Here is a 14,075-nt window from a genome sequence, read left to right as displayed (position 1 = left end):
AAAAGGGGCTCCTCCTTCGCTGGCTTCTACTAGGCTCACTTATCGGACATACCACTCGCCTGACATCCAATCGCTGGCTTTCCAGCGCAGCACATCGGGATTCGCGAGATGAACGATCTCTTTGAAAAACTCAAGCTGCTCGAGTTCAGTCATGGGTTTAAAGCTATTGGCTATGGCTAAGTTCCGTTCTAACTGATCCAGAGACTCCATGCCAATAATGGCCGTAGATATAGGCAACGAGAACGTGTATTGCATCGCTTTTTCATACCATGGTGCCAGTTTGCCTACGGCCATAACCTTCATCCCAATAATAGCGACGCCTTTTTCAATGGCCTTGGGAAGGAACTCGTGAGCGTAACTGTATACGTGGTGATCTGCCGCGGATAAGGGAACTAATGCACTATCAAAAGGAAAGCGTTCGATAGCCTCTACCTGGACTTGCGGATTCGTATGTCCGCTAATGCTGATATGTTTAATTAAGCCCTGGTCCTTGGCTTCTAGGAGCGCTTCCAACGCACCGCCTTTGGCGAAGCATTGATCGAGTTCTTCGATTGTCATTATGTTATGCAAACGCCATTCTTGTACATGATCGGTTTGTAATCGCTGTAGGCTTGCTTCTAAGAGCCTTAATGAGCCATCTCTTGTCCGATCGTGCGTCTTGGTTGCGATCCAGACATCTTTTCTCCGCGCTTGCAGCGCTTTGCCTAGTCTCTCCTCCGACTGACCATCCGAATAGCTTGGGGCAGTGTCGAAATACGTAATCCCTGCATCGATAGCTCGGTTTACGATTTGAATCGCTTGTTCTTCCGTACAATTATGTTCGTCCACCATGCGCTGAGCGCCGAAGCTAAGCAATGGAAATTGCTGCCCCGTCAGGCCGAAATTTCGTTTTTCCACATCATTCACTCCTTGCTTAATTTTAATTCTCCTGCTATGGATATCGTTTCCAGAATTCGCGTTCAAAATGCGGATATCGATTTGAGCAGGAATTCGGATGCTTCAAGTATAAAAGATGTAAGACAAGGATTCCATATCTCCAAAAATATGAGTCTATCGTATTATGGATTCGACAAAAAGTATTGTATTTTATAGTAAATAAACTTATTATATGTACATATACAACTATTTTGTCGAAATATCGGAGGTTCTATGAAAGCTGAATGCGGAAAACCTTATGATAGTCCAGGCTTTCTCTTGTGGCAGGTTACGAACTTATGGCAAAAAAACCTTCGCCATGCCCTGCATTCTTTTGACCTTACGCATGTACAATTCATTTTACTAGCTTCTACGGAACAGCTGAATTCGCTATCAGGGCGGGGGGATGTAACTCAAGTTCAGATTGCACAGCATGCACATGTCGATCCAATGATGGCCTCGCAAGTTCTACGTAATTTAGAAAAAAAAGGCCTCCTTGTTCGCAAGGAACACCCTACAGATACAAGAGCTAAGTCTATTGCACTTACAGCAATTGGAGAACAGATTGTATCAGAGGCTTTAGCAATTGTGGTGCAAGCAGATGATACGTTTTTTTCCAAGCTTGGTGAAGATCAGCAAACATTAGCAAATCTTATGAAATCGTTGGCGAACAGCACGAATAACTAATTTAGATAGCGTAGAGAGGATGTAGGAAGATGGAGAAGTCATCACTTATTGGGATCGTCCTAGCGTTTGTTGCAATTGGTGTGGGTATGGTTTTAAAAGGAGCAAGCTTAGTAGCACTGCTTAATCCAGCCGCTGCCTTAATTATTTTTGGCGGAACGGGTGCAGCGCTATGTATTGCTTTCTCGTTGGAAGAAATTAAAAAAATCCCAACTTTAATAAAAATTATTTTTACAGAGCAGAAGCTTATGCCTAAAAAAGAATTGATCGAAACGTTTGTCAACTGGGTTTCCATTACACGTCGCGAAGGCTTGCTTTCCTTAGAAAAACAAGCGGAAGAGCTTTCTGATCCTTTCATGAAAAGCGGCATGCGATTAATTATTGATGGCAACGACCCTGACTTTGTTCGCGATGTTTTACTTGAAGATATTGCTGAAATGGAAACAAGGCATAAAAAATATGCTGGTATTTTCACACAAGCTGGTACATACGCGCCTACTTTAGGGGTGCTTGGGGCCGTAGTAGGTCTGATTGCCGCTCTCGGGAACTTGAGCGAAGTCGAGAAACTAGGTCATTTAATATCTGCTGCATTCGTTGCCACGATGTTCGGGATTTTCTTAGGTTACGTAATCTTTCACCCATTTGCTAATAAATTAAAACAGAAATCCAAGAAAGAAGTCGAGATTAAGTTGATGGTCGTAGAAGGCTTGCTCTCGATTCAATCGGGGGTTTCAGCTAACTCCGTTAAGCAGAAAATGATGATCTTCGTTGCGAATTCGGAGCGTGCGGCGTATGACGAAGAAACAAGGGAGGCAACTCCACAGTGAGTAAAAAGAAGAAGCATGAGGAACATGAAGAACACGTTGATGAAACTTGGCTCATTCCCTACGCGGATTTGCTTACGCTGCTTCTAGCTCTTTTTATTATTTTGTTTGCTTCGAGTCAAGTGGATTCCAAAAAGTACGACTCCATTATGCGGTCTCTGAACAGCGCTTTCACAGGGGGCGAAGCACCTTTCGCCATGTCGAATCTGATTCCAATTGATGAATCGGCTAAATCAACGAAAAACACCAGCAAGAATCAGGATCCTCCGACAAAAACGGAAAGCAAAGAAGAGAGCCAGCTAGCCGCGAAGCTGCAAAAAGAAGAAAAGGATCTTGAAGAATTAAAAAAGAGCATGGATGCGTTCATTAAAGACAATAATTTGACGGAACAGTTGGCTACGAAGCTCGACAACGAGCGGTTGACCATTACGATCAGCGATCGCGCGCTCTTCGACTCTGGATCGGCAACCGTGAAGCAGGATGCGCAAGCCTTAGCCGTATCCATTTCCGATTTGCTAAGTCGTTACTCCGGGTATCAGGTTGAAGTAGCTGGTCATACGGATAATGTGCCAATTCACAGGCAGGACTTCGAAACGAACTGGGACTTGAGCGCGAAGCGGTCCGTCAATTTCATGAAAATATTACTTAATAATAGCAAAATTGACCCTTCATCTTATTATTCCGTCGGGTATGGGGAATATCGCCCGGTTGGCGAGAACGACACCACCGAAGGCCGAGCCAAAAACCGTCGAGTTGAGGTAAGCATTATTCGCAACATCAAGGCTACCGATGAGATTGCAAAATAAAGGTAGACCTGAAACTTAAATACAGAGCGGAAAACCAAGAATCGTGATTTCTTGGTTTTTTTGCTGTAAAGGGGGGCTATTTTCATTAAAACAGACTTGACATCTAGGTGTTATATGAATAATTTAAGAGGATTATGAAATATTATTTGAATTTATATATTAAACATATGAAATATAAAATTTCGTTTTTAAGAAATAGCCGACCAGACCACTGCCTTAACAGGGCTAAAAGGCTGAGCAGGTGATTTAATGTTAGGCGGAGTCAGCTTTCTAACAAGTAATAAACAAGTTTCTGTTCTAGTAATGGAAACAGAAAACCAATTGGATGCGGTTGTTTCCGATCCGACATAATCGAACACGGGAGCTATCAATCTTGAAATTAATTAATCAAGTCGCTTCGGCAGTAATTGCCGCAGATCCCTGTGTAATGGTGACACAATGAGTCCGACCATTAAGCTCTCTGTTTATGTTAATCAGGCAAACGGGTCTGCGTTTAAAATAAAATTACAGAAGCAATTGAAGAGAAAGAAGCCTCCGCTCCTATGTGCATAAACTGGGGAGTGGGGGCTTCTATGGCATGTAGAAGTTAAGATTTGCCTGCGAGAACGAGTTCTTTCTTGTTATCGATTTGATTAGAACTCTCGTTTTGAGTGTTATGCTCAGGTTCGAATTGCTCCAATGCTGGCCTCAATTGGATTGTTTTCATCTGTAGATGGGTAGACTCACTTTCTAAAATGGAGGTTAAAGCTGGAGCCAGAAGTTCTTCTTCTTCTTCTTCTTTTTCTTTTTCTTCTTTTTCTCCCTCATCAGGTCCCCATTTTTCTGTTTCCTTCACGTTTTCTTTTTCAGTTTTATTACTTTCATTTTTTGGCGTGCTCTCGTCTTCAGGCGCGATGCTGACGTTGTGCCTTGAGGCTTCATCAATCTGGAATTTGCTGATCTCAGCAAACAACTGCTGAGCCAAATCAAGGATATCATCCGACTCCTCGGCAATGCGGCGTATAGAAACGTCCTGTTGAATCGAAGTAGAGTTGACTTCTTCGACACCAGCGGCAGTTTCCTGCGCGATGGCGGCTACGAACTGCACAGAGTCGACCAGCTTGTCGTTTTTGGAGCGAGCTTGCTCAATCTTCAGATGAATCTGTTCAATCTGCTCTTGAATGCCGTGCATCGACTGTTCGATGCCTTCAAAAGAACCGAGCGTGTCGGTAACGCGATGGTTTTGCGTCACCACGGATTCTTTGGCTTCTACTAAGCTGATCTGAAGCTCTTGAATCTGTTTCTGCAGCGCTTGGACGATGCCGCTGATCGTCTTCGACGAATCGCTCGTCTGCTGCGATAGCTGACGAACCTCATCTGCGATCACGGAGAAACCGCGTCCGTGGACGCCAGCCCGCGCCGCTTCGATCGCCGCGTTCAAAGCCAGCACGTTCGTCTGCGTCGAAATCTCCGTGATGGAATGAACGATAGCGCCGATTTGCTTCGAGCTGGCGGCTAAGGTTTGCATTGCGGCATCGACTTTATGCAGCACCGCATGGGACTGATCGGCCGAAGCTTTCAGCGCCCGTACCGATTCAGTGCCTTGCTTCGTACCGACAGCTGCAGCGTCGCTGGTATGCCTCATTTGATCCGTGTACGCGTTAATGTCACGAATCTCTGTTTCAAGCTCCGCGATGATCAGCGAGCTCATCTCTGATTTCATCGCTTGTTCATCAGCGCCGGCTGAAATCTCATGAATCGCTTTAAGAATATCGGTATTTGCTGCCGCAGTTAGCTGAGAGAAACGATGGAAAGCGTGTGAATGCTCGGATAAAGAAGAAGCAATATGTAGGGTGGCGCTTAGCATCTGTCGAACCTGCACAATCATGTGATCGAAGCTATCGCTTAATTTACCTAGTTCATCCTTTGAGGTTGAGTTAATGGTGTGCGTTAAATCTCCGGATGCAATGAGTGAAACGGCTTTCTGCAAACGGATAATCGGACGTGTGAAGGACTGCGTAATGAGAAAAGCAACGATAATCGTTATGACAAGCACAATCGCTGGAGCAATAATCATCACTTGACTGGTGTTATTGAGCGCGTTCGTTGAGCTGCTCACAGCTTGATCAGCGGCTTCCGCGTAGGTGACATAGAATTTATCAACAAGACCGAAAATCTGATCTTTCAAAACTTGAGATTCATTATATAAGTACAGAAGATTAATTTCGAGATCTGCCGGTTTCATTGTTGTATCCATAACCATTTTAGAAGCCGTATCGAAGTTATTGATATAGTCGACAGATGCTTGAATGAGTTGACTCCTCCATTTTTGCTGTTCAGGAGTAGCTGCCGTATTCCCAATTTGTTTAACGTACTCATTGAATGGTATTCGCTTGTTGTTATATTTGGATATGTATTCAGACTTCTTCGATATTTCTAGTCCTGAGGCGATAATATTCATTTCCTGTACCATTTCCTTAAGTTCCAATGCTAATACTTTAAGCTCTACCTTTTCATTCTGATCGTTCAAGTTCTGTTTGATCTGACTGACTTGATGCAAATTGAAGAAAGCAACTGCAAGAAAAACGAGCAGTACACCACCGAAGCTTGTGATTAGTTTGAGACGCATAGTCATATTAAATTTCATCTTCCTCATTGTCACTACCTCCGATTTGATAGACAAGATTCGACTAATTTCTTGTTGTTTCTAATTAATATAGGACTTATCTATTAAATAAAGAATCGAATTATGTCATCAATATGTAAATTTACCTATAATTCCATCGAATTAATTTCGGATTAAAAGTTTTACATTACGTTTACGTTTCGTGGGTTTGAAATTTACATTCGGTTGTTACGATGTGTAAGTAAGTTAGTTCGACGGACAACCAAGTGGGCATCGACACTTACCAATTGAATGATAAAATCTAAGGAGGACATGCTAATTATGTTTAACTTCATGTCGAAAAAAGGAATCACATTCACACTTTCAGCGGTACTAATGATGGGGACTTTGGTAGGGTGCGGCGCCAAGACAGATACTAAAACGGCAGCTTCCGCAACACCAGCAGCAAGTGCTTCAGCTTCAACAAAACCGAGCGAAGCTCCAAAAACAGATCTTTCCGGTACAATTACAGCTTCCGGTTCAAGCGCGCTTCTTCCATTAGTTAAACAAGCAGCTACAGAATTCATGGAAAAAAATCCAAAAGTAACAATTAACGTTACAGCAGGTGGATCTGGTACAGGAATTAAAAACGTAGCAGATGGTACTTCCGATATCGGTAACTCCGATGTTGAGCCAGGCGCTGATTATAAAGATAAAGGTCTAGTTGACCACCAAGTAGCCATTGCTCCTTTCGCGTTTATCGTAAACAAAGATGTAACGGTTGATAACGTAACGAAGCAACAAGCTGCTGATATTTACATGGGTAAACTGACGAACTGGAAAGAAGTTGGCGGCAAAGACGCGAAAATCGTTCTTGTTCACCGTCCAGATTCTTCTGGCTCCCGTAAACTGGTTCAACAAATCATTCTTGATGGTAAAGATTTCACGAAAGACGGTATTACACAAGAAAACAGCGGTGCTATGAAAACAGCTGTTGCTGGTCAAGCTAGCTCTATTGGTTATGTAGATACGCCTTACATCGATGATTCCATTAAAGCATTGAAAATTGATGGCGTAGCTTTCTCCGAAGAAAACATTAAAAACGGCACTTACAAATTGTTTGGTGTTGAGCACATGTATACAAAAGGCGAAGCAAAAGATCCTGCTAAGGCTTTCATCGCTTACATCTCCAGCAAAGAATTCCAAGGCAAACAAGTTCGTGATTTGAAATTCTTGCCAGCTGATTTGCTTAAAAAGTAATGATCTCTTCCACCAAGAGTGTTGCATCCATGCAGCGCTCTTTTTTTGGTTTATACGCAGAAACTTTTACATTGCCTTAACAATTCATTGACGATCTATTTACATTCATCACCTATTATTAAAGTATTGTGTATTTAGGAGAAGGGGGATTACCCATTGAATTCTGTAGCAGACAAGCTAACTAGCTCGGTAGAGGAGAAGAGTCGTCCGATCATTACGAAGTGGACGCACGGACAGCATAGACAGGATAACTTGATGAGATGGGTGTTTGTCGGAAGTGCGGCCCTCGTGTCGGCTATCATTTTCTCAATTATCGTGTTCGTAGGGATACAGGGAGTTAAGACGTTTCAAGATGTTAGTCCACTAGAATTTTTCTTATCAACAGATTGGACGCCTGGCAGTAATAAATTCGGAGCTTTTCCTTTTCTATACAGCACGTTGCTTATGACACTTGTGTCAGTTGTCATATCTGTACCTTTGGCTTTGTCTGGCGCATTGTTTATGGCTAAAATTGCACCGAAATGGATGCGTGAGATTATGCGTCCTGCAACGGATTTATTCGTCGGTATTCCTTCCGTTGTGTACGGGTTAATCGGAATGACGGTTATCGTGCCTGCATTAGGGAAGTTAACGGGCGGTATTGGGTATGGCATTCTGCCAGCTTCAATTATCTTAGCTATTATGATTCTCCCTACGATTCTTTCGATTTCAGAAGATGCGATTCGTTCGTTACCAGGACGTTTGGAGGAGGCATCCTTGGCACTTGGCGCTACGCGTTGGCAAACCATGTGGCGTGTACTGCTGCCAGCTGCTAGACCTGGGATTCTGACGGCAATTATTCTTGGCATGGGCCGCGCAATTGGCGAGACAATGGCTGTATTCATGGTGATTGGGAACTCACCGCAAATGCCCAAATCGCTTCTAGATTCAACAACCGTATTGACAACAGCGATTGTCAAAGATATGGGGAACACGAACTATGGAACGACTTGGAATAACGCTCTTTACCTAATGGCCTTGCTTTTGCTCGTTATATCGCTATCGCTAATTCTAATCATCCGCATCGTGGCCAAAAGGAGTGAACTCAAATGAATAGTAAAGCGACGGATCGTTTGGCCACCCTCTATTTTTGGCTTTCAGGTATCGTTATAATTTTGATCTTAGGTTGGTTTTTAGTTCGTATTTTAGGCGAAGGCATTCCGCACTTGTCTTGGCACTTCATATTCGGCAAACCAGAGGAAATACAAGCAGGCGGTGGTGTAGGCCCTCAACTATTTAACTCCTTTTACGTATTATTTCTTTCTTTATTGATCTCCATTCCGATTGGTGTGTGTGCAGGGATCTATCTAGCGGTATATGCTCAAAAAACGTGGTTCACCGATCTCGTAAGAATCTCTGTCGAGGCCTTGTCCTCAGTACCCTCTATCGTATTTGGTTTATTCGGATTTTTGCTCTTTGCAAACCTATTAGGTTTGAAATTTTCGATTATTGGCGGAGCGGCGACGGTCGCCCTGCTTAATTTGCCAGTTATGGTACGTGTAACGGAAGAAGCCATTCGCACGGTTCCCGAATCGTACTGGGAAGCTAGCTTGGCGCTTGGTTCAACGAAATGGCAGGCGATTCGCAAAGTCTTGATTCCAGCGGCGCTCCCGAATCTTATCACAGGTATTACCCTGATTGCCGGCCGCGCGTTAGGCGAATCAGCGATTCTCATTTATACCGCTGGATTATCGGTTTCAAGATTTTTCCCAGACTTTAATCCGCTCAAAATGGGTGAGACTTTATCCGTTCACCTCTGGTACGTTGGCGCAGAAGCGTTAGTGCCTGATGCCAAAGATATTGCCAAAGGAAGCGCTGCGCTTCTTCTTATCGTCGTATTGATTTTCAACTTACTGGTAGGCATTCCAAGTAGAATTTTACAAAAAAGACTATCCGGGGGGAAATAAAACGTGGCTGCCAAACATAAAATTAAAGCGGACAAATTGAATTTATATTATGGAGATAATCATGCACTTCACGACATTGAGTTGGCGATCGAAGCAGGCACGATCGCAGCTTTAATCGGTCCTTCCGGCTGCGGGAAGTCCACCTTCCTTCGTACATTGAACCGGATGAACGATCTGATTGACAGTGTAAGAATCACGGGAAATGTGGCAGTTGATGGGCATAACATTTATGGTTCAGACTCCGATGTCGTTTCTCTTCGCAAACGCGTAGGTATGGTATTTCAACGCCCGAATCCATTTCCGATGAGCATTTATGACAACATTGCTTACGGTCCCCGTATTCACGGTACGAAGAAGAAGTCTGTACTAGATGAAGTTGTAGAACGCAGTCTTGTACAGGCGGCTCTCTGGGATGAAGTAAAGGATCGTTTGCATAAGTCGGCGCTAGGCTTGTCTGGTGGACAGCAGCAGCGTCTATGCATAGCCCGTTTACTGGCAGTTGAACCAGATGTGCTGTTAATGGATGAGCCTACCTCTGCGCTTGATCCCATCTCAACTCTTAAGGTTGAAGAGCTTACGCAAACGCTGAAAGATAAATACACGATCATCATCGTAACTCACAATATGCAGCAAGCAGCACGTATTTCAGATATGACATCATTTTTCCTCAATGGATATTTGGTCGAGACTGACAAAACAGACAAAATCTTTACGAACCCGAATGATCAGCGTACAGAAGACTACATTACGGGAAGATTCGGTTAGCCGAACAGAATGGAGAGAAGCGAATGGACGCAAGACCGGGGTTTCATCAATCGTTAGGTTTATTACAACAAGAATTATTGGATATGGGAAACAGCGCGCAAAACTTAATCCGCTCCTCCGTTGAAGCATTGGCCAAGCTAGATGACAAATCGGCGACGCAGGTAATTAAGAGCGACGATGTTATTGACGACTATTTGACACGAATCGATGAGCTGTCACTGCGCTTAATTGCCCTGCAGCAGCCAATGGCAAGCGATCTTCGAATAATCGGCACCGCACTGAAAATTGCTATCGATTTGGAACGCATCGCAGATCATGCCGTCGATATTGCCAAAATTACGATTCGCTTCGCTGGTGAAGAACTCGTGAAGCCACTCGAAATTATTCCTCAAATGGCGGAGATTGCAATTGAAATGCTGCAAGAAAGCCTCGAAGCCTACACAGAACGCGATGTGCATCGCGCGGCTGCGTTGGCGGAGAAGGATGACCGTGTGGATAAGCTTTACAGCACAGTGATGCAAGAGTTGATGAGCCTGATGAGCGCTGATTATAATCGCAACCGTCAATTGACACATCTACTTCTAGTTGCACATTACTTGGAGCGAGTAGCCGATCATGCAACGAACATAGGCGAAGGCGTTATCTATATGGTGACAGGTAAACGTAAAGATTTGAACGTATAGCTGAATAAAGTGAAAAGAGATTACTGATAACACTCAGTAATCTTTTTTCATCTAAGCATTAGATGGAGCCATCAATCACAACTAACTAGTGGGAATTCCGAATCGTATGTAAAATGTGGTGCCTGATCTGTCTGTCTCAACTTGAATAGGCGCATGATGTCTAGCGGCTATGCTGTAGCAAATGGCTAGGCCTAAACCAGTGCCATGGTCTTTTGTGGTGAAGAAAGGTCTGCCTAGCTTCTCTAGATGTTCCTCGTTAATACCCCCCCCTTCGTCCGAAATTTTAAGTACAACCTGATTGGATTCCACATAAGTTTGTACGGTCAGATTACCTCCGCTTTCCATAGCCTCTAATCCGTTAATGCACATATTGAGAATGAGTTGTCGGATTTCTTTATTATCTAAACTTAATTGTGGGCTATCTTCCAAGTGGAAATAGACATGCTTACCCGACATAGCGGCTTCTGCTTGAATCAATGGTTGCAGTGTTTCAATAATCCGATTCAAATGCTCTAGCTGTGGATGTGTCCTTTTGTTTTTAGCTAAAGATAGATATTCAGTAATGATGTCATTCGCACGGTCGAGTTCTTCCAACATAATTTGGATATATTCCTTCTCCATCTTACGATTGCTTTCTCTAAATAACTGAAGGAAACCGCGAATTGTTGTCATCGGGTTGCGGATTTCGTGGGCAATACCAGCGGCCATTTCACCGACAAGATTCAATTGGGCGAGGCGAGCCATCTCTGTTTCATATCTCATATTCTCTGTTATATCAATGGCAACTTGAAGTAAGCATTTCTCATCTTCAATATCTATAATTTCAGTAGATAGTAAAGCACTGCGCGTTTCTTTGGATTTTGTTTCATACTTAATTTTATAATTACGGACAATTTGATCTAATTTCGCATCTTCTCCAAGCTCCAGCTTCATACTCAGAAAGTTCGTTGCCGTACCCAGTACTTCATTCCCGTAACCAGTGAAATGCTTCCAACTTTCATTAACATCTATGTAGGTATAGTCGGATAAACGGCGAATGGCCATTAAGCACGGGGAAGAAACAAACATTTTTTTGAAATGCTCTTGGGATTTCATCAGTTTCTCATGCGCATCTACGAGCTCTGAAGTGCGTTCTTCCACCCACTGTTCTAGAAGTAGATTTTGTTCTTTGAGTTGTTTTTTCGCCTCAGCCAATCTTTGATTTGTTTCTTCTAGCTCTAGGGCACGTGTTTGCAGGAGCTCGCTCTGAAATTTAATTTTCTGGTGGTAGCGGTGCAGCTTGACGAAGGCATCTACCTTCATTCTAAGAAGCTCGGGATGTATGGGTTTAAACAAATAATCAATAGAGCCTACATGATAGCCTTTCAAGACGTGTTCGATGGAAGTGCTCAATGCTGTCAGGAAAATAATTGGAATATCTTGGCACGATTTTCTTTGCTTGATAAGCTCGACAGTATCGAAACCATTAAGACCTGGCATTTGTACATCCATCAATATGACTGCTATATGGTCAGCGGATTCTCGCAGCAAGTATTTTAAAACTTCCTCGCCTGATTGTAAGGATATGATGTCATAATGAGATGAAGCGAGTATGCTATTCAGAGCCAGCAAGTTTTCGTAGCGGTCATCTACCGCCAGGATTTTTACTCCTTGTTCCATTTCATTTCATTTCCTTTCTGTGCTTGTACACGGTTACGAAAGCGCCAAACAATCCATTGCTTTCTTTTTCGGGAGAGACAGCGATTTCCCTCTTTTTTATTTGAACTCTTTACATTCATTTTACATATGGTTAATAAAGGCTGTTATTTAGTTTGTTAAACTAGTGTTACAAGTAGAGACAGTTAGGGATGATCGCATGAACGTTCAGTCAGATTTATTAACACAGTTTCACGAGATTATTAAGCAGCAGTCCATTTATTCTGTCTATCAACCTATTATTTCTCTGCAGGATGGGAATGTATTCGGTTACGAGGCGTTGACGCGTGGGCCCAAAGAAAGCACTTTTCACTCCCCGTTAGCGTTGTTCCAATTCGCTGAACAACAGGGAGCGTTATATATATTGGAAAAGCTGGCCCGTGAGAAAGCGATCCAAGGTTCTATTCTTGAGCATTCCCAGCAGTTGCTGTTTATTAATATTTCATCTCAAGTATTGTATGACCCTCAGTTCGTACCTGGGAAAACGCTTGAGGTTCTCCATCAATATGGGTTACGTCCGAGCAATGTGGTCTTTGAGATCACGGAAAGAAGCTCAATCGAAGATTTCTCTTTGGCCAAAAGAATATTAGAGCATTACCGGAAACAAGGGTACCGGATTGCTATTGATGACGCAGGAGCTGGGTACTCATCGCTTCAAGCTATAGCTGAGCTGCAGCCCGATTTTATTAAAATAGATCGCTCATTAATCGAGCATATACATACGAATAAGGTGAAAGAGTATATCTTGGAAACCTTCGTCACTTTTGCTCATAAAATGAACATTTCGCTAATTGCAGAGGGCATTGAGCAGCCGGATGAATTGATGAAATTAACTCGCCTTGGCATTCACTATGCACAAGGCTATTTGCTTGGAAGACCTTCAGAGGAGCCTGCTGAAGTGCAAGAGAGTCACCGCATGCTGATCTGGCAGCATCGTAAAGTTCAGGGTAGTGTCATGACATGGACGATTGGTGATTTAGCAACACCGGTAATGGTGTTCGATAAGAAAGCGCTCATCTCAGAAGTGGCTGATCATCTAAAGAAGAATCAGGAAGCTGTCGGTGTCGTGATTGTTAGTGAGGATGTACCTGTAGGTCTTATGATGCGGGACCGCTTGTTCCAGCAATTAGCTGGTCAATACGCATTTTCTTTGTTCTGGAATCGAACGATTGATGGGATTATGGATGAAAATCCGCTTATTGTGGATGAATTCATGGCTGTGGAGCAGGTGTCACAGATGGCGACTTCCCGTTCGATCAACCATTTATATGATCTAGTTATCATAACAAGTAATGGTAAAATGGCAGGGACAGCTTCTATTAGAACGATGTTGGAAAGCATAACGAATGTAAGGATGGAATCTGCACGAGTTGCGAATCCACTTACGGGATTGCCGGGAAATTTGCAAATCAATCGAGAAATTAACAAGCGGATCATGGAAGAGAGACGATTTCATGTGGTTTATGCCGATCTGGATTATTTTAAATGGTTCAATGATCGCTTCGGCTTTCAAAGAGGGGATCAACTGATTCAGTACACAGCAGATATTATGCAGCAAGCTATTGCTGTATGCGGGACACCACATGATTTTGTTGGACATGTAGGGGGGGACGATTTTATCGCAATTTCCCTATCGAGCTTACCTGAACAACTATGTAAGGAGATGATTCGCCGATTTGAACAGGGGATTGAAATGTTCTATGAAGGGGAGGAGTGGGAATATGTGTGGGACCGCAGCGGCAAGAAAGTGCAGAGTGAGGGTGTCACATTATCTCTATCGCTTGTCGTTTGCACCTGTGAGTCCCCCCTCTCACTCGAGAAAATATCCCAGACAGCGGCCCTCTTGAAAAAGAAGGCCAAGGCACATCATGGAAGTATTTATTACTTTCAAAACATTGGATAAAGGTCTTACG

The 14,075-nt window shown here is 43.3% G+C and carries 12 protein-coding genes; 9 read left to right on the top strand and 3 right to left on the bottom strand.

Annotated elements, in window-relative coordinates:
- Positions 1–39: 39 nt before the first annotated feature.
- A complete protein-coding gene (locus GK047_RS16905; RefSeq protein WP_163949090.1) occupies positions 40–897 on the bottom strand; it encodes an aldo/keto reductase in 858 nt (285 codons plus the stop codon).
- A 252-nt stretch (positions 898–1,149) separates the two neighbouring features.
- Here GK047_RS16905 and GK047_RS16900 point away from each other — a divergent pair, with 252 nt between their 5' ends.
- The 3 genes from GK047_RS16900 to motB are packed head-to-tail and all read left to right on the top strand — an operon-like array spanning position 1,150 to position 3,229.
- Entirely contained in the window at positions 1,150–1,602 is a 453-nt protein-coding gene (locus GK047_RS16900; RefSeq protein ID WP_163949087.1) for a MarR family winged helix-turn-helix transcriptional regulator, read from the top strand.
- A 29-nt stretch (positions 1,603–1,631) separates the two neighbouring features.
- A complete protein-coding gene (gene motA, locus GK047_RS16895) occupies positions 1,632–2,426 on the top strand; it encodes a flagellar motor stator protein MotA (protein WP_163949083.1) in 795 nt (264 codons plus the stop codon).
- Positions 2,423–3,229 (top strand): flagellar motor protein MotB, encoded by an 807-nt coding sequence (motB, locus tag GK047_RS16890; RefSeq protein WP_163949080.1) that lies wholly within the window; start codon positions 2,423–2,425, stop codon positions 3,227–3,229. The genes motA and motB overlap by 4 nt, the downstream gene beginning before the upstream one ends.
- Positions 3,230–3,815: 586 nt before the next feature.
- On the opposite strand, the gene GK047_RS16885 is transcribed toward motB, so the two are convergent.
- Complete coding sequence (locus GK047_RS16885; protein ID WP_163949078.1) at positions 3,816–5,864, bottom strand: methyl-accepting chemotaxis protein; 2,049 nt, start codon at positions 5,862–5,864, stop codon at positions 3,816–3,818.
- A gap of 291 nt (positions 5,865–6,155) precedes the next feature.
- On the opposite strand from GK047_RS16885, the gene GK047_RS16880 reads away from it, so the two are divergent.
- The 5 genes from GK047_RS16880 (at position 6,156) to phoU (ending at position 10,467) form a co-directional block, all read left to right on the top strand.
- Complete coding sequence (locus GK047_RS16880) at positions 6,156–7,073, top strand: phosphate ABC transporter substrate-binding protein (RefSeq protein ID WP_163949074.1); 918 nt, start codon at positions 6,156–6,158, stop codon at positions 7,071–7,073.
- Positions 7,074–7,229: 156 nt separating this feature from the next.
- The gene (gene pstC, locus GK047_RS16875) at positions 7,230–8,165 is read left to right on the top strand and encodes a phosphate ABC transporter permease subunit PstC (RefSeq protein ID WP_163949072.1); all 936 of its coding nucleotides are present in this window, start codon (positions 7,230–7,232) and stop codon (positions 8,163–8,165) included.
- Complete coding sequence (gene pstA / locus GK047_RS16870; protein ID WP_163949069.1) at positions 8,162–9,019, top strand: phosphate ABC transporter permease PstA; 858 nt, start codon at positions 8,162–8,164, stop codon at positions 9,017–9,019. The genes pstC and pstA overlap by 4 nt, the downstream gene beginning before the upstream one ends.
- A gap of 3 nt (positions 9,020–9,022) precedes the next feature.
- Positions 9,023–9,784, top strand: a complete 762-nt coding sequence (gene pstB, locus GK047_RS16865; RefSeq protein ID WP_163949066.1) for a phosphate ABC transporter ATP-binding protein PstB — start codon at positions 9,023–9,025, stop codon at positions 9,782–9,784.
- Positions 9,785–9,807: 23 nt separating this feature from the next.
- Positions 9,808–10,467 carry a phosphate signaling complex protein PhoU gene (gene phoU, locus GK047_RS16860; RefSeq protein ID WP_163949063.1) on the top strand — a complete coding sequence of 220 codons (660 nt, stop codon included), beginning with the start codon at positions 9,808–9,810 and terminating at the stop codon, positions 10,465–10,467.
- An 81-nt stretch (positions 10,468–10,548) separates the two neighbouring features.
- Here the strand turns inward: phoU and GK047_RS16855 are convergent, their stop codons facing one another.
- Entirely contained in the window at positions 10,549–12,126 is a 1,578-nt protein-coding gene (locus GK047_RS16855) for a response regulator (RefSeq protein ID WP_163949060.1), read from the bottom strand.
- Between the two features lie 196 nt (positions 12,127–12,322).
- On the opposite strand from GK047_RS16855, the gene GK047_RS16850 reads away from it, so the two are divergent.
- The gene (locus GK047_RS16850) at positions 12,323–14,065 is read left to right on the top strand and encodes a GGDEF domain-containing protein (RefSeq protein WP_163949057.1); all 1,743 of its coding nucleotides are present in this window, start codon (positions 12,323–12,325) and stop codon (positions 14,063–14,065) included.
- Positions 14,066–14,075: the final 10 nt, after the last annotated feature.

It is taken from the genome of Paenibacillus sp. SYP-B3998, from assembly GCF_010820665.1.
Lineage (GTDB): Bacteria > Bacillota > Bacilli > Paenibacillales > NBRC-103111 > Paenibacillus_E.
Note: the sequence above shows the minus strand (reverse complement) of the source record. Positions and strands in the feature narration are given on the sequence as shown.

What these genes read in the sequence shown, in the direction of transcription:
- motA (WP_163949083.1), top strand. Translation starts at nt 1,632, where the DNA reads ATGGAGAAGTCATCACTTATTGGGATCGTCCTAGCGTTTGTTGCAATT.
- pstA (WP_163949069.1), top strand. Translation starts at nt 8,162, where the DNA reads ATGAATAGTAAAGCGACGGATCGTTTGGCCACCCTCTATTTTTGGCTT.
- GK047_RS16850 (WP_163949057.1), top strand. Translation starts at nt 12,323, where the DNA reads ATGAACGTTCAGTCAGATTTATTAACACAGTTTCACGAGATTATTAAG.
- GK047_RS16855 (WP_163949060.1), bottom strand. Translation starts at nt 12,126, where the DNA reads ATGGAACAAGGAGTAAAAATCCTGGCGGTAGATGACCGCTACGAAAAC.
- GK047_RS16900 (WP_163949087.1), top strand. Translation starts at nt 1,150, where the DNA reads ATGAAAGCTGAATGCGGAAAACCTTATGATAGTCCAGGCTTTCTCTTG.
- GK047_RS16885 (WP_163949078.1), bottom strand. Translation starts at nt 5,864, where the DNA reads ATGAGGAAGATGAAATTTAATATGACTATGCGTCTCAAACTAATCACA.
- GK047_RS16880 (WP_163949074.1), top strand. Translation starts at nt 6,156, where the DNA reads ATGTTTAACTTCATGTCGAAAAAAGGAATCACATTCACACTTTCAGCG.
- phoU (WP_163949063.1), top strand. Translation starts at nt 9,808, where the DNA reads ATGGACGCAAGACCGGGGTTTCATCAATCGTTAGGTTTATTACAACAA.